This window comes from Streptomyces johnsoniae (genome assembly GCF_031845565.1).
Lineage (GTDB): Bacteria > Actinomycetota > Actinomycetes > Streptomycetales > Streptomycetaceae > Streptomyces > Streptomyces johnsoniae.
This window is the reverse complement of record NZ_JAVREV010000004.1, coordinates 356,300-373,324: the sequence shown is the minus strand read 5'-3', so window position 1 is coordinate 373,324 and position 17,025 is coordinate 356,300. Positions and strand designations below refer to the sequence as shown.

General features: G+C 74.3%; 18 protein-coding genes. 13 read left to right on the top strand and 5 right to left on the bottom strand.

Features of this window, described 5'->3' with window-relative positions:
- Positions 1–7 precede the first annotated feature (7 nt).
- From RM779_RS09880 to RM779_RS09870, 3 genes are all read right to left on the bottom strand, one after another.
- A complete protein-coding gene (locus RM779_RS09880) occupies positions 8–697 on the bottom strand; it encodes a gamma-glutamyl-gamma-aminobutyrate hydrolase family protein (protein ID WP_311617289.1) in 690 nt (229 codons plus the stop codon).
- 11 nt (positions 698–708) lie between these two features.
- On the bottom strand, positions 709–2,193 hold the full coding sequence (eat, locus tag RM779_RS09875) for an ethanolamine permease (protein WP_311617288.1): 1,485 nt from the start codon (positions 2,191–2,193) through the stop codon (positions 709–711).
- 123 nt (positions 2,194–2,316) lie between these two features.
- On the bottom strand, positions 2,317–3,060 hold the full coding sequence (locus RM779_RS09870; RefSeq protein WP_311617287.1) for a FadR/GntR family transcriptional regulator: 744 nt from the start codon (positions 3,058–3,060) through the stop codon (positions 2,317–2,319).
- A 74-nt stretch (positions 3,061–3,134) separates the two neighbouring features.
- Between RM779_RS09870 and RM779_RS09865 the strand changes: the two genes are divergently transcribed.
- From RM779_RS09865 to mycP, 6 genes are all read left to right on the top strand, one after another.
- Positions 3,135–4,502: a glutamine synthetase family protein gene (locus RM779_RS09865; protein ID WP_311617286.1), complete on the top strand. Its 1,368-nt coding sequence runs from the start codon at positions 3,135–3,137 to the stop codon at positions 4,500–4,502.
- A gap of 23 nt (positions 4,503–4,525) precedes the next feature.
- Positions 4,526–5,917: an aldehyde dehydrogenase family protein gene (locus RM779_RS09860; protein ID WP_394813260.1), complete on the top strand. Its 1,392-nt coding sequence runs from the start codon at positions 4,526–4,528 to the stop codon at positions 5,915–5,917.
- A gap of 57 nt (positions 5,918–5,974) precedes the next feature.
- Positions 5,975–6,760: a 3-oxoacyl-ACP reductase gene (locus RM779_RS09855; protein WP_311617285.1), complete on the top strand. Its 786-nt coding sequence runs from the start codon at positions 5,975–5,977 to the stop codon at positions 6,758–6,760.
- A gap of 54 nt (positions 6,761–6,814) precedes the next feature.
- Positions 6,815–7,861, top strand: a complete 1,047-nt coding sequence (locus tag RM779_RS09850; protein ID WP_311617284.1) for a DUF2510 domain-containing protein — start codon at positions 6,815–6,817, stop codon at positions 7,859–7,861.
- 230 nt (positions 7,862–8,091) lie between these two features.
- The gene (locus RM779_RS09845; protein ID WP_311617283.1) at positions 8,092–8,934 is read left to right on the top strand and encodes a hypothetical protein; all 843 of its coding nucleotides are present in this window, start codon (positions 8,092–8,094) and stop codon (positions 8,932–8,934) included.
- Positions 8,931–10,163, top strand: coding sequence for a type VII secretion-associated serine protease mycosin (mycP, locus tag RM779_RS09840; protein WP_311617282.1), 1,233 nt, complete (start codon positions 8,931–8,933; stop codon positions 10,161–10,163). The genes RM779_RS09845 and mycP overlap by 4 nt, the downstream gene beginning before the upstream one ends.
- Here mycP and RM779_RS09835 read toward each other — a convergent pair.
- The gene (locus RM779_RS09835; RefSeq protein ID WP_311617281.1) at positions 10,123–11,094 is read right to left on the bottom strand and encodes a serine hydrolase; all 972 of its coding nucleotides are present in this window, start codon (positions 11,092–11,094) and stop codon (positions 10,123–10,125) included. The genes mycP and RM779_RS09835 overlap by 41 nt on opposite strands.
- A gap of 129 nt (positions 11,095–11,223) precedes the next feature.
- On the opposite strand from RM779_RS09835, the gene RM779_RS09830 reads away from it, so the two are divergent.
- Together RM779_RS09830 and RM779_RS09825 are read left to right on the top strand one after the other, a co-directional pair.
- A complete protein-coding gene (locus tag RM779_RS09830) occupies positions 11,224–11,958 on the top strand; it encodes an SseB family protein (RefSeq protein ID WP_311617280.1) in 735 nt (244 codons plus the stop codon).
- Positions 11,959–12,058: 100 nt separating this feature from the next.
- Positions 12,059–12,805 (top strand): aquaporin, encoded by a 747-nt coding sequence (locus tag RM779_RS09825; protein WP_311617279.1) that lies wholly within the window; start codon positions 12,059–12,061, stop codon positions 12,803–12,805.
- Here RM779_RS09825 and RM779_RS09820 read toward each other — a convergent pair.
- Complete coding sequence (locus tag RM779_RS09820) at positions 12,783–13,151, bottom strand: DUF1844 domain-containing protein (protein ID WP_077063750.1); 369 nt, start codon at positions 13,149–13,151, stop codon at positions 12,783–12,785. The genes RM779_RS09825 and RM779_RS09820 overlap by 23 nt on opposite strands.
- Before the next feature lie 315 nt (positions 13,152–13,466).
- On the opposite strand from RM779_RS09820, the gene infC reads away from it, so the two are divergent.
- From infC to RM779_RS09795, 5 genes are all read left to right on the top strand, one after another.
- Positions 13,467–14,081, top strand: a complete 615-nt coding sequence (gene infC / locus RM779_RS09815; RefSeq protein ID WP_107485146.1) for a translation initiation factor IF-3 — start codon at positions 13,467–13,469, stop codon at positions 14,079–14,081.
- A 53-nt stretch (positions 14,082–14,134) separates the two neighbouring features.
- Positions 14,135–14,329, top strand: a complete 195-nt coding sequence (gene rpmI / locus RM779_RS09810; protein WP_077062481.1) for a 50S ribosomal protein L35 — start codon at positions 14,135–14,137, stop codon at positions 14,327–14,329.
- A 109-nt stretch (positions 14,330–14,438) separates the two neighbouring features.
- Positions 14,439–14,822, top strand: coding sequence for a 50S ribosomal protein L20 (gene rplT, locus RM779_RS09805; protein ID WP_077062482.1), 384 nt, complete (start codon positions 14,439–14,441; stop codon positions 14,820–14,822).
- A 130-nt stretch (positions 14,823–14,952) separates the two neighbouring features.
- Positions 14,953–15,807: a TrmH family RNA methyltransferase gene (locus RM779_RS09800; RefSeq protein WP_311617278.1), complete on the top strand. Its 855-nt coding sequence runs from the start codon at positions 14,953–14,955 to the stop codon at positions 15,805–15,807.
- 121 nt (positions 15,808–15,928) lie between these two features.
- Positions 15,929–17,008, top strand: coding sequence for a sensor histidine kinase (locus tag RM779_RS09795; protein ID WP_311617277.1), 1,080 nt, complete (start codon positions 15,929–15,931; stop codon positions 17,006–17,008).
- Positions 17,009–17,025 lie beyond the last annotated feature (17 nt).

Below are 17,025 nucleotides of genomic sequence, written 5' to 3'. Positions count from 1 at the left end.
GCGCGCATCACCGACAGGCCGCCGCGATCAGGGCGCGCATCACCGACAGGTCGCCGCCCGCCTCGGGGTGCCACTGCACCGCGAGGACGAAGCCGTCCGCGCCCGGCAGCTCGACGGCCTCCACGGTGCCGTCCGCCGCCACGGCCGCGGGGACCAGGCCGCGGCCGAGCGCGTCCACGGCCTGGTGGTGGTACGTGGGCACGCGCGCCGGGCCGGGCAGCACCGTGGCGAGCAGGGTTCGGGGAACGGGGCGCACCTCGTGTTCCGCGAAGGTCCCGGGCGGCCCGGCGTGGCCGTCCAGATGCTGGTGCAGTGTGCCGCCGAGGGCCACGTTCAGCAGCTGCATACCGCGGCACACGCCGAGCAGCGGCACCCCGGAGGCGAGCGCGGCCTCGATCAGCGCCAGTTCCCACGCGTCGCGCTCCGGCGCGGGCGGCCCGGTGCGCGGGTCGCGGGGCGCGCCGTAGCGCGCCGGGTCCACATCGGGGCCGCCCGCGATCACCAGGCCGTCGAGCCGGGCCACCGCGCCGCGTGCCGCGGCCGGTTCCGCGTCCGGCGGCAGCAGGGCCGCCAGGCCGCCGGCGCGCTGCACCATCAGGTGGTAGGCGGCCGGGAGCAGCGCCGCGGGCTGCCGCCACGCGTCCCAACGCGCCGACTCCACCAGGTAGGTGCTGACGCCGATGAGCGGCCGTGGCATCGGATACTCCCTCAGTCGCGGGTGAGTTCGGCCTCCGCCGCGGCCAGCGCCGCGAACTCCTCCTCGGGCGCGGCGGCCACCAGGCGGTGCCGACTGTAGAAGGCGAAGTAGCCGAGCGCCACCACGTACACGCCGAGCGCGATGAACGCGGCCTCGCGGTCCACGAGGAACGTCGCGACCAGCGCGGCCAGCGCCAGCGTGAACGCGACGCCGGACGTCACGATGCCGCCGGGGGTGCGGTACGGGCGCGGCAGGTCCGGCTCGCGGCGGCGCAGCACGATGTGGGACAGCGTCATCAGCGCGTACGAAATGGTGGCGCCGAAGACCGCGACGTTCAGCATGCGCGCGCCGTCGCCGGTCGCCGCGGCCAGGCCGAAGCCCAGCGCGCCCGGCAGCAGCAGGCCCAGGTACGGCGCCTTGCGGCGGCTGGTCAGGGACAGGAAGCGCGGCAGATAGCCCGCGCGGGAGAGGGCGAACAGCTGCCGCGAGCCCGCGTAGACCAGGGAGAAGAACGAGGCCACGAGACCCGCGAGCCCCGCGTAGTTGATGAAGCGGCTCAACGCCGTGGTCTCGCCGTCCGGTTCGAGCGCGGCGACCAGGGGATTGCCCGCGGACTGCACCGCCGCCGAGCCGCGCGCCCCCGCCGCGGCCAGGAATGTCAGCACGGCGAGCACGAGCAGCACGAGGATCGCCCAGGCCATGGCCCTGGGCAGGGTGCGCGCCGGGTCCTTCGTCTCCTCCGCGGCCAGCGGCACGCCCTCGACCCCGAGGAAGAACCACATGCCGAAGGGGAACGCGGCCCAGATGCCCATGAGCCCGAACGGCAGCCAGGAGCCGGAGCCGAACGCGTCCTCGTCTACGGGGATGTCGTCGAGCCCACTCGCGTCGAACTCGGCGAACGCGCCCACCGCGAACACCAGCAGCGCCACCACCGCGACGGCGGTCACGACCAGGCTGAACCGCAGCGCCTCGCCGACGCCCCACAGGTGGATGGCCAGGAAGATGACGAAGCAGCCCAGGTAGACCGGCCAGCCGGAGGTCAGGCCGAACAGGTCGAGTGATTCGACGTAGTCGCCGATGAAGATGGAGATGGCCGCCGGAGCGAGCACGAACTCGATGAGGATGGCCGTTCCGGTGAGGAATCCGCCCCACGGGCCGAGGGCGCGCCGGGCGAACCCGTAGCCGCCGCCCGCCGTCGGCAGGACGGAGGCGAGTTCGGCCAGCGCGAAGACCATGCAGGTGTACATCAGGCCCATCAGCACGGCGGCGACCGCGAGACCGCCGAAACCGCCTTCCGCCAGGCCGAAGTTCCAGCCCGCGTAGTCGCCGGAGACGACGTAGGCGACGCCGAGCCCGGTCAGCAGCAGCGGTCCCGCGCTTCCGGCGCGCAGCGCGCGCCGTCTCAGATAGGCCGCGTCCGCGGAGTCGTGCCCGCCGCCGGGCGGCGGTCCGGGGGCTCCGCCGTGTACGGGCCTCGACTCGCTGCCTTCGGTCATGGGCCGCTCCCGCCTGGTGCCGCGGAGGATCAGAAAGGTATGGGCGCATACCTTTGCGGCTGCCGGGAGGCGGCGCAAGACCCCCTGCGCCGAGCGGTCGTTGCGGATGGCGCGGCGCGGGCCTCAGGACAGGAAGCCGCGCAGCAGCGCCGCGGTGCCCGCGCAGTGCTCGCGCATCACCTCGCGCGCCCCTTGCGCGTCGCCGCCGAGCACCGCCGCCACCAGCGCGGCGTGCTGCGCCTGCGAGTGCGCCAGATTGCGCACGAGCAGCGGAATGCCGTCGAGCAGGTCGTTCACCGTGGCCCTGACCGCCGCGTACTGCGCGGCGAGCGAGGGGGAGCCCGACAGCTCGGCCAGCGTCAGGTGCAGCAGCGTGTCCGCCCGCCGGTACTCCGCCGGCGGCGCCTCGCCCGTCCCGGTGAGCGCCGCGTGCAGCCGCCGCGCCGCGGCCGGGCCGAGCTTGCTCTCCGCGCACAGGCCCGCGGCCCCCACGTCGAGTACTTCCCGCAGCCGCAGCACGTCCTCCACGTCCACGGCCGCGATCCGCCGCCGCAGCTCCGCGGCCGCGCCGTCGCGCGCCGGCGCGGGGCGCGGGCGCACGAACGTGCCGCCGTACCGGCCGCGCCTGCTCTCCACCAGCCCCTCGTCCTGGAGCACCCGAAGCACCTCGCGCAGCGTCACCCGGCTCACCCCCAGCAGCCCGGCCAGCTCCCGCTCCGCGGGCAGCCGCCCGCCGTCCGGCACCAGGCCGAGCCGCAGCACCTGGAGCACCTGTGCGAGCGCCTCCTCGAACCCGTTCCCCGCGCGCACCGGCCGCAGCACGCCCGCCAGCCGGTTCCGCGTCGCCGCGTCCCCGCCGTCGTCCATCGGACCCACTTCCCAATCAATGGTCTGCGCCGCTACCTTATGGCCTCCGGCTGGAGCGACAGGAGGCCCCTGACGTGGCGATGCGCACACCCCCGCTCCCCATCGAGGAGCTGAGGGCCCTCGTCGACCTCGGTGAACTCGACACCGTCGTCCTGGCGTTCACCGATATGCAGGGCCGCCTGACGGGAAAGCGGTTCGCCGCCCGCTTCTTCCTCGACGAGGTCCTGCGCAACGGCACCGAGGGCTGCAACTACCTCCTCGCCGTGGACACCGACATGAACACCGTCGGCGGCTACGCCATGTCGTCCTGGGAACGCGGCTACGGCGACTTCGCCCTGCACGCCGACCCCGCCACGACGCGCCGCGTCCCCTGGCACCCCGGCACCGCCATGGCCACCGCGGACCTCGCCTGGCACGACGGCGCACCGGTGGCGGCCTCCCCGCGGCAGATCCTGCGCCGCCAGCTCGACCGGCTCGCCGGGCACGGCTGGACCGCCCAGGTCGGCACGGAACTCGAATTCATGATCTTCCGCGACACCTACGAGCAGGCATGGCGGGCCGGATACCGCGACCTGACCCCGGCCAACCAGTACAACGTGGACTACTCCGTGCTCGGCACCGGCCGCGTCGAGCCGCTGCTGCGCCGCATACGCAACGAGATGGGCGGCGCGGGCCTGACCGTGGAATCGGCCAAGGGGGAGTGCAACTTCGGCCAGCACGAGATCGCGTTCCGCTACGCCGACGCGCTCACCACCTGCGACCAGCACGCCATCTACAAGACCGGCGCCAAGGAAATCGCCGCCCAGGAGGGCGTGGCGCTCACCTTCATGGCCAAGTACGACGAGCGCGAGGGCAATTCCTGCCACGTCCACCTCTCGCTGCGCGACGCCGCGGGCCGGCCCGTCTTCGCCGACCCCGCCGCGCCGCACGGCATGTCCGCGACCATGCGCCACTTCCTCGCCGGCCAGCTCGCCGCGCTGCGCGAACTCAGCCTGCTGTACGCCCCGAACATCAACTCCTACAAGCGCTTCAGGCCCGGCTCCTTCGCCCCCACCGCCGTCGCCTGGGGCCCGGACAACCGCACCTGCGCGCTGCGCGTCGTCGGCCACGGCGCCTCGCTGCGCCTGGAGAACCGGCTGCCCGGCGGCGACGTCAATCCCTACCTCGCCGTCGCCGGCATGGTCGCGGCCGGACTGCACGGCATCGAGCGGCGGCTCGAACTGCCCGAGCCCTGCACGGGGAACGCCTACACCGGCGACGCGGAACACGTGCCCGCCGCACTGCGCGACGCCGCCGCGCTGTGGCGCGCGAGCACGCTGGCGCGGGACGCGTTCGGCGAAGAAGTCGTCGACCACTACGCCAACATGGCCCGCGTCGAGCAGGAAGCACACGACACCGCCGTCACCGACTGGGAGCGGTACCGCTCCTTCGAGCGCCTGTGAGGACCGTGAGCACCGTGCGCACCGTGCCGAGCCCGACACCGGAACCTGCGGACGAGCACCGGGTGATCAACCCGGCGACCGAGGAGGTCATCGCCACCGTTCCCGCCACCGCCCCCGCCGAGGTCGACGCGGCCGTCCGCCGCGCGGCCGCGGCCCAGCACCGCTGGGCCGCGCTCGCCCCCGCCGACCGGGCGCGGCTCCTGCGACGGTTCGCCGCGGCCGTCGACGCCGCGGGCCAGGAGCTGGCCCGGCTCGAAGTCGCCGAGGCCGGACACCCGCTCGGCCAGGCCGCCTGGGAGGCGGGCAACGTCCGCGACCTCCTCGACTACGCCGCGGGCGGCGTCGAACGCCTGACGGGCCGGCAGATCCCGGTCGACGGCGGCCTCGACGTCACCTTCCACGAGCCGCTCGGCGTCGTCGCCGTCATCGCCCCGTGGAACTTCCCCATGCCCATCGCCGCCTGGGGCACCGCGCCCGCCCTCGCCGCCGGGAACGCCGTGCTGCTCAAGCCCGCGGAGACCACCCCGCTCACCGCGCTGCGGCTGGCCGCCCTCGCCCTGGACGCCGGGCTGCCCGAGGGCCTGTTCCAGGTGCTGCCGGGCGCGGGCCCCGTCACCGGCACCGCACTCGTCGACCACCCGCAGGTGGCCAAGATCGCGTTCACCGGCTCCACCGCCGTCGGCCGCGCCATCATGGCCCGCTGCGCGGCCACGGTGAAGCGCGTCACCCTCGAACTCGGCGGCAAGAGCCCCAACATCGTCTTCGCCGACGCCGACCTGGCGCGCGCCGCGGCCACCGCGCCCGCCTCGTTCCTGGACAACGCGGGCCAGGACTGCTGTGCGCGCAGCCGCGTCCTGGTCCAGCGCACCGTCTACGACCACTTCCTCGCGCTCCTCGAACCCGCCGTCCACGCCGTCACCGTCGGCGACCCCGCCGACCCCGCGACCGCGATGGGCCCGCTGATCTCCGCGGCCCAGCTGGCCCGCGTGCGCGGCTACGTGCCCGAGGACGCACCCGCCGCCATCCGCGGCACCGTTCCCGCGGGCCGGGGCTACTGGTACCCGGCGACCGTGCTCGAAGCGCACCACGCGGACGGACGCGCCGCCGCCGAGGAGATCTTCGGCCCGGTCGCCGTCGTCACGCCCTTCGACGACGAAGAGGAGGCGGTACGGCTCGCCAACGCCACCGACTACGGCCTGGCCGGCTCCATCTGGACAACCGACGCCGCCCGCGCCATCCGCGTCTCCCGCGCCGTCGCCGCGGGCAACCTCTCCGTCAACTCCCACAGCAGCGTTCGCTACGCCACTCCCTTCGGCGGCTACAAGCAGTCGGGGCTCGGCCGCGAACTCGGCCCCGACGCGCTGCGCGCCTTCACCGAGACCAAGAACGTGTTCTTCAGCACCCAGCACGACTGACGAGAACGACCGACGAGAACGACCGACGAGAAGCACCGACGGCGAACAGGAGACACCGTGACCGAAGCCACCGCAGTGCCCCGCCGCCTCACCGGCCGCACGGCCGTCGTCACCGGCGCGGGCAGCGGCATCGGCCTGGCGAGCGCGCGCCGGCTCGCCGCCGAGGGCGCCCACGTGGTGTGCGCCGACATCGACGCCGAACGCGGCGAGGCCGCCGCCGCGGAGACGCGCGGCCTGTTCGTGCGGGCCGACGTGACCGACCCCCGGCAGGTCGACGCCCTCTTCAAGACCGCGGACGACACCTACGGTTCGATCGACATCGCCTTCAACAACGCCGGAATCTCGCCGCCCGAGGACGACTCCATCCTCACCACGGGGCTCGACGCCTGGCAGCGCGTCCAGCAGGCGAACCTCACCTCCGTCTACCTGTGCTGCAAGGCCGCGATCCCCTACATGCGCCGCCAGGGCCGCGGCTCCGTCATCAACACCGCGTCCTTCGTCGCGGTCATGGGCGCGGCCACCTCCCAGATCAGCTACACCGCCTCCAAGGGCGGCGTGCTGGCGATGTCACGCGAACTCGGCGTCCAGTTCGCCCGCGAGGGCGTCCGCGTCAACGCGCTGTGTCCCGGGCCCGTCAACACCCCGCTGCTGAAGGAGCTGTTCGCCAAGAACCCGGAGCAGGCCGCCCGCCGCATCGTCCACGTGCCGATGGGACGCTTCGCCGAGCCGGAGGAGATCGCCGCGGCCGTCGCCTTCCTCGCCAGTGACGACTCGTCATTCGTCAATGCCGCCGAATTCCTTGTGGACGGCGGTATTTCGGGCGCGTATGTCACGCCGATGTAGCCCGCCGGGAGGTGGCCGTGACGGCCGGGGTGTGAGAAGTTTCCCTCTGTGAGCATGACGACTCCGCCCGGCTGGTACCCCGATCCCGGCCACGCGGGCCACGGCCAGGCACCCGAACGCTGGTGGGACGGCTCCGCGTGGACCGCGCAGACCCGGGCGGCGCAGGCGCCCCTCTCGCAGCCGCCGACCCTCCCCGGCAACGCGCCTCTCGGCGGCCCGCCGCCCGCGGCCCCGCCGCCGTTCCCCGCCCAGCCGTACCAGGGGCAGTCGTACCCGCCCCAGCCGTACCCGGGGCAGCCGGTGCCGGGGTCGACCTTCGGCGGCCCGCCGCCGCCCGCCCGCGACGGGCGGCGGCTCGCGGTCATCGCCGGCGGGATCGTGCTCGCCGCGGCACTGGTCGTCGTCGGCGCGGTGGCGCTCACCGGGGGCGATGACGAGGACTCCGAGGCGGGGCGGCCGTTCGGCGAGTCCAGTGCCCCGGCCGAACAAGCCCCGGACGGCGGCTCCGAGGGGGACGCGGAGGAGGACGCCGAGGGACCGTTCGGCCAGGAGGAGCCCGACGACCCGCGCGGCGACGCGGGCCCCTACACCAACGCCGAGAGCGGCGGCGTCGTCCTGCCCGTGCTCGACGGCTGGGAGGAGGGCGACTACAGCGGTGGCATCGCCCTCACCTCGGGCCGCTACGACTGCCCCGGCCAGAGCGCGGCCGGCTGCGTGCACGGCGGCGTCTTCCTCAGCGTCATCCCCGGCGCGGCGGACGTGTCCCCCGAGGAGTACGCCAGGGCGGACATCGGAGCGAACGAGAGCGACGCCTACAGCGAGGGCAGCTTCGGCGCCGTCACCGACCGGGAGGAAGTGCTCGCCGAGCCGGTCGAAGTCGCGGGACAGGACGGCTTCCGCGTCCGCACCCGGATCGAGACCGCCTCGGGGACGAGCGGCCACGTGGAGTCCGTGGCCTTCCCCGCCGCGGACGACAGCGGGGCCCTCGTCGTCATCAGAAGCGCCATCGACATCGCGGACGACGCCCCTCCGGTCGAGGACATCGACCGTATCGTCACGGGCGCGCAGGCCGCCGCCACCGGGCCAGGTACCGAAGCCTGAGCCGACGCCCGTAGAGTGACCGAGTCGAGCGCGACCAGCGGAATGCCGGGCGTCCTGGGAGGGCGGGGATGAACACCGAGCAGGGACCGCGGTCTTCACCGCTGCCGCCCCTGACACCGTCGGCCCCCGCCGCCCCGCCCAGACCGGCCGGCCCGCCGCGCCCCGCCGCCCCGCCGCGTCCCCCGGGGCCGCCGCGCCCCTCCGCGCCCCCGCTGCCCGTGGAGCTGCCGGTGGTGACCCACAGTCCGTCCGCCGACCCCGGCGGTCCGCCCGCCCGCCGCCGCAACCCGGCCGCGGCCTTCGTGCACGCCGTCACCGCCCGCCCCTCCACCCGCCTGGCCACCGCCCTCATCTGCGGCGTACTCGGCACCGGCCTGCTCGGCGGCGCCGCCGCGGGCACCTGGCTCGCGGACGGCGACGACCGCACCTCCGTGCAGGCCGAGTTCGACGAACGCCGCGGCCTGTGGCGCGAGGTACCCGTCGACCGGCTGTTCCCGCCGGAGATCACGGGCGAGGAGGCCGGCCCCGGCGGCGCCGACCGGCGGTGGGTGCGGGTCGCCGTCGCCCCCGACAGCACCTGCGAAGGCGCCTTCGACCCGCTGCTCACCGAGGTGCTGTCCGCCGTCGGCTGTCACCGGCTGCTGCGCGCCACCTACGCGGACGAGACCGAGACCACCGTCACCACGGTCGGCCTGCTGTTCACCGAGGCCGACACCGACGACATGGCGGCGCTCGACGCGCGCTTCACCGACGAGGGCCTGGACACGAGGACCGACCTGCTGCCCCTGCCCTACGCGGCCCCCGGCACCCCGGCCGAGGACTTCGGCGCCGACCAACGGGCCAGCTGGCGCATCGGCGTGGTGCCCGACCTGCCCGTCGTGGTCTGGTCGGTCACCGGGTTCGCCGACGGCCGCCCCTTCGCCGCCCCCCAGCCCGTCGCCGAGGCCACGGCGGAGGGCCGGGACACCACCGCCGCCCGCGCCGGCCTCGGCCACGACGCGGAAGCGCTGGCCGGGCACGTCGAGCGGGGCCTGCGCGCCGCTGCCGACACGTACACCAGGGAGCCGGAATGACAGCACTCCGCGCCCGCCGGGCCGCCGCGGCCCTCGCCGTGGCCGCCGCCCTGGCCGCGGGAACGCTGCCCGGCGCCGCGCCCGCCCGCGCCGACTCCATACGCGACCAGCAGCAGTGGGCCCTCGACGCCGTCAACGCGCCCGCGGCCTGGGCGACGACCCGCGGTGCGGGCGTCACCGTCGCCGTGCTCGACACCGGCGTCGACGCCACCCACCCCGACCTCGTCGGCGGCGTGCGCAGCGGCGCGGACTTCGTCGACATGGGGGCCTCGCCCGGCGACCCGCAGTGGGCCGCGCACGGCACGGCCATGGCCGGGATCATCGCGGGCCGCGGACACGGTGCGGGCCGGGACTCGGGCATCATCGGCGTGGCCCCCGAGGCGACCATCCTGCCCGTCCGCGTTCTGCTCGAAGACGACGACCCGCAGCGCGACGAGGCCCGCGAGACGCGTTCCGGCGCACTCGCCGAGGGCATCCGCTGGGCCGCCGACCAGGGCGCCGACGTCATCAACCTCTCGCTGGGCGACGACAGCGAGTCCGCCCACCCCGACCCGGAGGAGGACGCCGCCGTCCGCTACGCCCTGGCCAGGGGCGCGGTCGTCGTCGCCTCCGCGGGCAACGGCGGCGAGAGCGGCGACCCGGTCTCCTACCCCGCCGGGTATCCGGGCGTCATCGCGGTCGCCGCGGTGGATCGCAGCGGCAGCCCCGCCGAGTTCTCCACGCGCCGCTGGTACGCCACCGTCTGCGCCCCGGGCAAGGACGTGATCGTCGCCGACCCCGACCGCGAGTACTACACCGGCTGGGGAACGTCCGCGGCGGCCGCGTTCGTCTCCGGCTCGGCCGCGCTGCTGCTGGCCGCCCACCCCGACCTGACCCCCGCCCAGGTGCGCACCCTGCTCGCGAGCACCGCGCGGAACTCGCCGCAGGAGGGCCGGAACGACGCCCTCGGCAGCGGCACCGTCGACCCCGCCGCGGCCATCGAGGCGGCGGCCGGGCTGGCCCCGCGGCCGCTCGAACCCGCCGCGGAGCCGCACGGCGCCGAGTACTTCGGCCCGGGACCGCGCGGCGAGGACGCGGGCCCGGACGGCACGGCGTGGCTCGCGCCGGTCTCCGGCGGTCTCGGCGTGCTGCTGCTCGGCGCGTCGGTGGCGCTGATGACCGGGCGCATCGCCCGGTGGCGGGAACGGATCAGGCGCCCGGCTGCCGAGCCCGGCCCGCCTCTTCGCTGACCGAGGCCACGGCCGCCCGAGCGGCGGCCTCCACCACCGAGATCCCGGCCTCCAGCGAGACGTGGCCGTCGGACACCACGGCCACCAGGTACTCCCGCCCGCCCGCGGTGACCCGGCCGATGCTGTTGACGTCCCACCGTTCGGTGCCGGTGCGCGGCAGCCAGCCGTTCTTCAGCTCGAAGGCCCCGCCGTCGGCGGCGGCCGATATCCCCCAGCGCTGCCCCTCGACGACCCCGCCCATCAGCTCCCTAAGGTAAGCCCTCGCCTCCGTGCTGAGCACGGAACGCTCGCCGTATATGGCGCGCAGCAGCGTCATCTGGTCCTTGCTCGTCGTCTGCGTCAGCCCCCAGTGGCCGCCGCCGCCCGCCGTCGTCGCGGTGAGCCCGAGGCGCCGGTTGGCCGCGTCGAGCCCGTCCGCGCCGCCTATGGACAGCCACAGCGCGTCGGTCGCGTCGTTGTCGCTCTGCTCGATCATCACCTCGGCCCGCGCCCGCTCCACGGACGTCAGCGTCCGCCCGGCGTCCTGCGCCTGGAGCAGCAGCGCGGCGAGGATGTCGACCTTGACGATGCTCGCGGTGTCGAACAGCTCCCCGCCGAACGCGGCGCCCTCCCCGCCGTCGAGCGGCTGCACCGAGACGGACACCCGGGCCATGCCGACCAGGAGCGGGTCCACGGCCTCGGCCAGCAGCGCGTCCGGAGCGGCGCCGGGCGTGAGCAGGCTGGGGGAGGTGCCGGAGGAGAGCCGGTCGGGCGCCACGGCCCGGTCATCGGTGCCCGCCCCGGCCCAGTCGGCGGAGTCGTCCGGCCGCTGAACGCCCTCGGCCTGCCCCGGCAGCGAACCGGAGTCCCCGGCGGCGGTCGCGGCCAGCAGCGTGGTGGCGAGCGCGGTGTGCACCACCAGGGCAGGGCGGAACCGCCGCGACAGACTCATGGCGGCACGTTATCCCGCACATGTGCACGAGTCATCGCCTCCCGCATGAAGAACGCGTAACAGTGGTCGCCCTGCCCGCCGGGGGCGACCGCGTGCGGGACGGCGCACGGCCTCGCATACCCTCGTCGGGTGGCGCCCAAGAACATCCCCAGGCCGGCCTTCGCCGACGACGACGGAACGGCCGACCCGGCCCTGCGGCAGGCCCTCGCCGACTGGTCGGCCGACCCGGCGGCCGAGCCCGCGCTCCTCGCCGCACTCCGCGGGGCGAGACTGCTGGTCCCCGTGGTCGCGGTGCTCGGCGAGGCCGAGACCGGCCCCGACGGGCTCCGCCGGGAGAAGAGCAGCGACATGGCCGTCCTCACCCTCGCCGTTCCCGACGGCCGCCGCGCCCTGCCCGTCTTCACCGCCACGGACACCCTGGCGCGCTGGCGCGGCGACGCGAGACCCGTCGCCGTCACCGTGCGACAGGCCCTGTCCGCCGCCGTCCAGGAGGGCGCGGGCGCCCTCGTGCTCGATGTCGCGGGGCCGGTCGCCTACACCCTGGCCGGTCCCGCGCTGCGCACGGTGGCCGCGGCCGGCACCCCCGCCGCGGGGCCCGCCGTCGAACGGGCCGTCCACGAGGTGCTGCGGGCCGAGCCCGCGGTGGACGCCGCCCGCCTGGTGCCCGGCGGCCCCGGCGACGAAGCCGACGGCACACTCGCCCTGGTCCTGGCGGAACGGGCCCCCGCCGCGGAAACCGTCGGCAGGCTCGCCCGGGCACTCGCCGCCGACGAGGTACTGCGCACGCACCTGGTCCGCGGCCTGAAGATCGCCGTGCTGCCCCCCGGCAGCGCACTGCCCGGCGGGCCCGCCTACCACCGCTGACCCGGGCGGCCCGCCACCCGCATGGCGGGGCCGGGGGTGCGTCCGCCGCCCGTCCGCCACAGACTGCGACAGAGACGACGTCAGGCACAGGAGGGCGCGCATGTCCGCCGAGACCGAACCGCAGCCGCTCGCGGCAGAATTCGTGGGAACACTGGCCCTGGTCTTCTTCGCGGTCGGCTCCGCGGTCCTGGCCGGAGAGTACATAGGCACCCTGGGCATAGCCCTGGCCTTCGGCTTCGCACTGCTGGGGCTCGTCTACGCGCTCGGCCCCGTATCGGGCAGCCACCTCAATCCGGCGGTGACGCTCGGCGTGCTGCTGTCCGGCCGTATGGACCTGCGGACCGCGATCCGGTACTGGGTGGCCCAGTTCCTCGGCGCCATCGTCGGCGCCGCACTCCTCTTCCTGGTCGCCCACCAGGTCCCCGGCCTGGAGACGAGCGAGGCGTTCGGCACGAACGGCTACGGCGACCGGTCGGCGGTCGGCCTGTCCATCGGCGGCGCGTTCGTCGTCGAGGCGATGCTGACGTTCCTGCTGGTCTTCGTGTGGCTCTCGGTCACCCGCGGGGTCCTGCTGAAGGGCTTCGACGGGGTGCCCCTCGGCCTCACGCTCGGGGTCGTGCACCTGATCGGCATTCCGCTGACCGGCACCTCGGTCAACCCGGCGCGCAGCCTCGGCCCCGCGCTGTTCGCGGGCGGGGACGCACTGGTGCAGCTGTGGCTGTTCATCCTCGCCCCGCTGGTGGGCGCGGCCCTCGGGGTGATCGTGCACCGTATCGTCCACCCGCAGGGCGACGAGTGGCTGACGGATCTGAAGGCCAGGCGCGCTAAGGGAGAACGGGACCGGTGAACTGCTCCCCTGGACCCGCCCCCGGCTCGTCCGGAACCGCGGACGCCTCACGGAAGGCGAGCTGGAGGGATTTCAGGCCGTCCCGCAGAGGTGCGGCGTGGTAGGAGCCGACCTCGGGCGCGCTTGCCGTGACCAGACCGGCCAGCGCGGTGATCAGCTTGCGGGCCTCGTCGAGGTCCTTGTGCTCCTCGCCGTCCTCGGCGAGGCCCAGGGTGACCGCGGCGGAGCTCATCAGGTGCACCGCGACCGTGGTGATCAGCTCCACGGCGGGCACCTCCGCGATGTCGCGGGCCATGCCACCGATGCCACCGATGCTGTCACCTTCGGGGCCACTGGGGTCGCTCATGCCGACCACCCTAAGCGCCCCGCGTGCCCTCCGCGGCCCAGGGCTAGCAGTCTGTGCGATCCCTTGCAAGGGTGCTGTAACATGGTGAGTGACCGGCCGGACACCCATGTGCCCGGCCCGCAAGTGGAGGCTCCGCGCTCCCACCTGATCGGCCCTCCGGGTCGGCAGGTCATTGGTCAGGCTGCGCCCCGCGATGAGCCGCGGTGGTGCTCCCGGTCTGTGGAGCCCCGCCTGCGAGCCGTTCGGGGCGTTTTTTGACGCCGTCGTGCGGCGGTCCACACAATCTATTCCGGCACGGCTGTCCGCCAGACATCCGTGCGGCGCAACCGAGGAGGCCCCATCAGCGCCGAGCCCCGTATCAACGACCGGATTCGCGTCCCCGAGGTGCGACTCGTCGGTCCCAGCGGCGAGCAGGTCGGCATTGTGCCGCTTGCCAAGGCCCTGGAGCTTGCCCAGGAGTACGACCTGGACCTGGTCGAGGTGGCGGCGAACGCCCGCCCGCCGGTCTGCAAGCTCATGGACTACGGAAAGTTCAAGTACGAGTCGGCCATGAAGGCCCGTGAAGCGCGCAAGAACCAGGCGCACACGGTCATCAAGGAGATGAAGCTCCGGCCGAAGATCGACCCGCACGACTATGACACCAAGAAGGGTCACGTCGTCCGGTTCCTGAAGCAGGGGGACAAGGTCAAGATCACGATCATGTTCCGCGGTCGTGAGCAGTCCCGCCCGGAGCTGGGCTACCGGCTGTTGCAGCGGCTCGCCGAGGACGTCCAGGACCTGGGCTTCGTTGAGTCCAATCCGAAGCAGGACGGCCGGAACATGATCATGGTTCTCGGTCCGCACAAGAAGAAGACCGAGGCCATGGCCGAGGCCAGGGAGGCCCAGGCCGCCCGCAAGGCCGAGCGCCAGCAGGGGAAGGCGTCCGCCTGAGCCGGACGCCGCCCCGCGGCACAGCACCAAGACGACGAGGAGAGTACGGCGACATGCCGAAGAACAAGACGCACACCGGTACCGGCAAGCGCTTCAAGGTCACTGGTTCCGGCAAGGTGATGCGCCAGCGCGCCGGTCGCCGTCACTACCTGGAGCACAAGCCGTCGACGCTGACCCGTCGCCTCGCCGGCACCACGGAGACGGCCCCGGCCGACGCCAAGAGGATCAAGAAGCTTCTCGGCAGGTGAGCCGGGCGCGCCCGCCGGTCCCCGGCGGCGGCGCCCGAGGAGAAGGCCGGACCCCATCCGTTTCCGGGCCGCGTGACCATCCCGCGGCCCCGCTACAAGGAGTATTCACGTGGCACGCGTCAAGCGGGCAGTCAACGCCCACAAGAAGCGCCGGGCGATTCTGGAGCAGGCCAGCGGCTACCGCGGCCAGCGCTCCCGCCTGTACCGCAAGGCGAAGGAGCAGGTCACCCACTCCCTCGTCTACAACTACAACGACCGCAAGAAGCGCAAGGGCGACTTCCGGCAGCTGTGGATCCAGCGGATCAACGCCGCCGCCCGCGCCAACGGCGTCACCTACAACCGGTTCATCCAGGGCCTGAAGGCCGCGGAGATCGAGGTGGACCGCAAGATGCTCGCCGACCTCGCGGTCAACGACCCGAACGCGTTCTCCGTGCTGGTCGAGACGGCCCAGAAGGCCCTTCCCAGCGACGTCAACGCCCCCAAGGCCGCCTGACGCGACGGACCCGCGGCCCCCGGGAGGGCCGCGCGCATCCCGTCCCGGCGTGACCGGACCCGCAGGCCCTGCCTGCGGGTCCCTCGTTTTCCCCCGCGTTCCCCACCGCCCCAGAATCGAGCCGCCTGCCATGGGTCCTGCCGCCGAGCCGTTCTCCCCGCGCGCCCCGCGGGTGGCCGCCGCCCGGCGGCTGGCCCGGCGCAGCCTGCGCGGCCGGGAACGCAGGTTCCTCGCCGAGGGGCCGCAGGCGGTGCGCGAGGCCGTCGCGCACCGGACCGACGGCGCGAGCACGCTGGTCGAGCTGTTCGCGACGCCGGAGGCCGCCGAGCGGCACGCCGACCTCCTCGACGCCGCGCGGGCGGCCGGCGCGCGGATACACCTGGCCACCCCCGAGGCGGTCGCGGGCATTTCGCAGACCGTGACCCCGCAGGGTCTCGTCGGCGTCTGCCGGTTCCTCGACCGCCCCCTGTCCGAGATCGTGGCGGCCCGACCGCGGCTGGTCGCCGTGCTCGCCCACGTCCGCGACCCGGGCAACGCCGGAACGGTGCTGCGCTGTGCGGATGCCGCGGGCGCGGACGCCGTCGTGCTCACCGACGCCTCGGTCGACCTGTACAACCCGAAGGCGGTGCGCGCTTCGGTCGGCAGCCTCTTCCACCTGCCCGTGGCGGTCGGCGTGCCGGTCGAGGAGGCCGTGCGCGGGCTCGCCGCGGCGGGTGTGCGACTGCTGGCCGCCGACGGCGGCGGCGACCGCGACCTGGACGCGGAACTGGACGCCGACGCCATGGGCGGCCCGACCGCCTGGATCTTCGGCAACGAGGCGTGGGGCCTGCCCGAGGGCACCCGCGCGCTGGCCGACGCGGTGGTCCGCGTTCCCATCCACGGCCACGCCGAGAGTCTCAACCTCGCCACGGCGGCGGCCGTGTGCCTCTACGCCTCCGCACGCGCCCAGCGCGCGCCCGGCGGCTGCCGGACCCCCGCGCGGTGATTGCGCGTTCAACGGATGAGGCATGCTTCCTGCGGGCCCCAGGGCCCCTAGTAGGCTGACACCCTCCCCGCGGCCCCCGACGGCCTGGGAGGGTACCCCCACGGGAGAGGGGCGAACGGGGATGGACACCGCACCCGGTGCCGGGCAGCTGGATCTGCGGCCCGACGATCTTCCCGACGGTCTCGTGGTCGCCAACCGGCTCGGACAGGTCATCTGCTTCAACGCCGAGGCGGCGCGGCTCACCGGGCACCGTTCCGATGAGGCCCTGGGGCGCCCCGTCGAGCGGGTGCTGCCTCTGGAGGACCCCGACGGCCGCCCGTGGTGGCGGCTGACCGATCCCTACCGCGGTCTCGCCACCCGCTCGGGACAGCCCGAGCGGAATCTGCTGCTGCCCGGCGGCCGGGAAGTCCTGGTCACCGCCCGCTATGTCCGTGCCCGCCCCTCGGGACCGGTGCGGCGGCTCGTCGTCGCGCTGCGCGGCACCGACGCCAGGAAGCGGACCGAGCGCAGCAACGCCGAGCTGATCGCCACCGTCGCCCACGAGTTGCGTTCCCCGCTCACCTCGGTGAAGGGCTTCACGGCGACGATGCTCGACAAGTGGGACCGGTTCACCGACGAGCAGAAGCGACTGATGCTCCAGACCGTGGACGGCGACGCCGACCGCGTCACGCGTCTCATCACGGAGCTGCTCGACGTCTCCCGGATCGACTCCGGCCGGCTGGAGATCCGCAGGCAGCCCGTCCGGCTGGACGAGGCGGTCCGCCGACACGTGAAGACCATGGTCAACGGCGGCTGCCCCGTGGAACGTTTCGCCCTGCGCATTCCCGAGCCGCTGCCGGGCCTGTGGGCCGATCCGGACAAGATCGACCAGGTACTGGTCAACCTGCTGGAAAACGCGGTGCGGCACGGCGGGGGAACTGTCACCATCGAGATGGACCGTGTACCGCCCACCAGGACCCGTCAGGAAGGCATGGCCGTCACCGTGAGCGACGAAGGACCCGGTATCCCCGAGGAGGCGATGCACCGGGTCTTCACGCGCTTCTGGCGGGGCAGCGACCGCGGCGGCACCGGCCTCGGGCTCTACATCGTCAAGGGCATCGTCGAGGCCCACGGCGGCACGGTCACCGTCGGCCGCTCCTCGGGCGGCGGCGCCCGCTTCCGATTTATCCTGCCCGCGGGCACCCCGGCCTTCCTCGCCTGATCACTCCGATCCGCACC

Bases quoted from the DNA above. Each gene is read 5' to 3' on its own strand.
- RM779_RS09880 (WP_311617289.1), bottom strand. From the start codon at position 697: ATGCCACGGCCGCTCATCGGCGTCAGCACCTACCTGGTGGAGTCGGCG.
- eat (WP_311617288.1), bottom strand. From the start codon at position 2,193: ATGACCGAAGGCAGCGAGTCGAGGCCCGTACACGGCGGAGCCCCCGGA.
- RM779_RS09870 (WP_311617287.1), bottom strand. From the start codon at position 3,060: ATGGACGACGGCGGGGACGCGGCGACGCGGAACCGGCTGGCGGGCGTG.
- RM779_RS09850 (WP_311617284.1), top strand. From the start codon at position 6,815: ATGACGACTCCGCCCGGCTGGTACCCCGATCCCGGCCACGCGGGCCAC.
- mycP (WP_311617282.1), top strand. From the start codon at position 8,931: ATGACAGCACTCCGCGCCCGCCGGGCCGCCGCGGCCCTCGCCGTGGCC.
- RM779_RS09835 (WP_311617281.1), bottom strand. From the start codon at position 11,094: ATGAGTCTGTCGCGGCGGTTCCGCCCTGCCCTGGTGGTGCACACCGCG.
- RM779_RS09825 (WP_311617279.1), top strand. From the start codon at position 12,059: ATGTCCGCCGAGACCGAACCGCAGCCGCTCGCGGCAGAATTCGTGGGA.
- RM779_RS09820 (WP_077063750.1), bottom strand. From the start codon at position 13,151: ATGAGCGACCCCAGTGGCCCCGAAGGTGACAGCATCGGTGGCATCGGT.
- rpmI (WP_077062481.1), top strand. From the start codon at position 14,135: ATGCCGAAGAACAAGACGCACACCGGTACCGGCAAGCGCTTCAAGGTC.
- RM779_RS09800 (WP_311617278.1), top strand. From the start codon at position 14,953: ATGGGTCCTGCCGCCGAGCCGTTCTCCCCGCGCGCCCCGCGGGTGGCC.
- RM779_RS09795 (WP_311617277.1), top strand. From the start codon at position 15,929: ATGGACACCGCACCCGGTGCCGGGCAGCTGGATCTGCGGCCCGACGAT.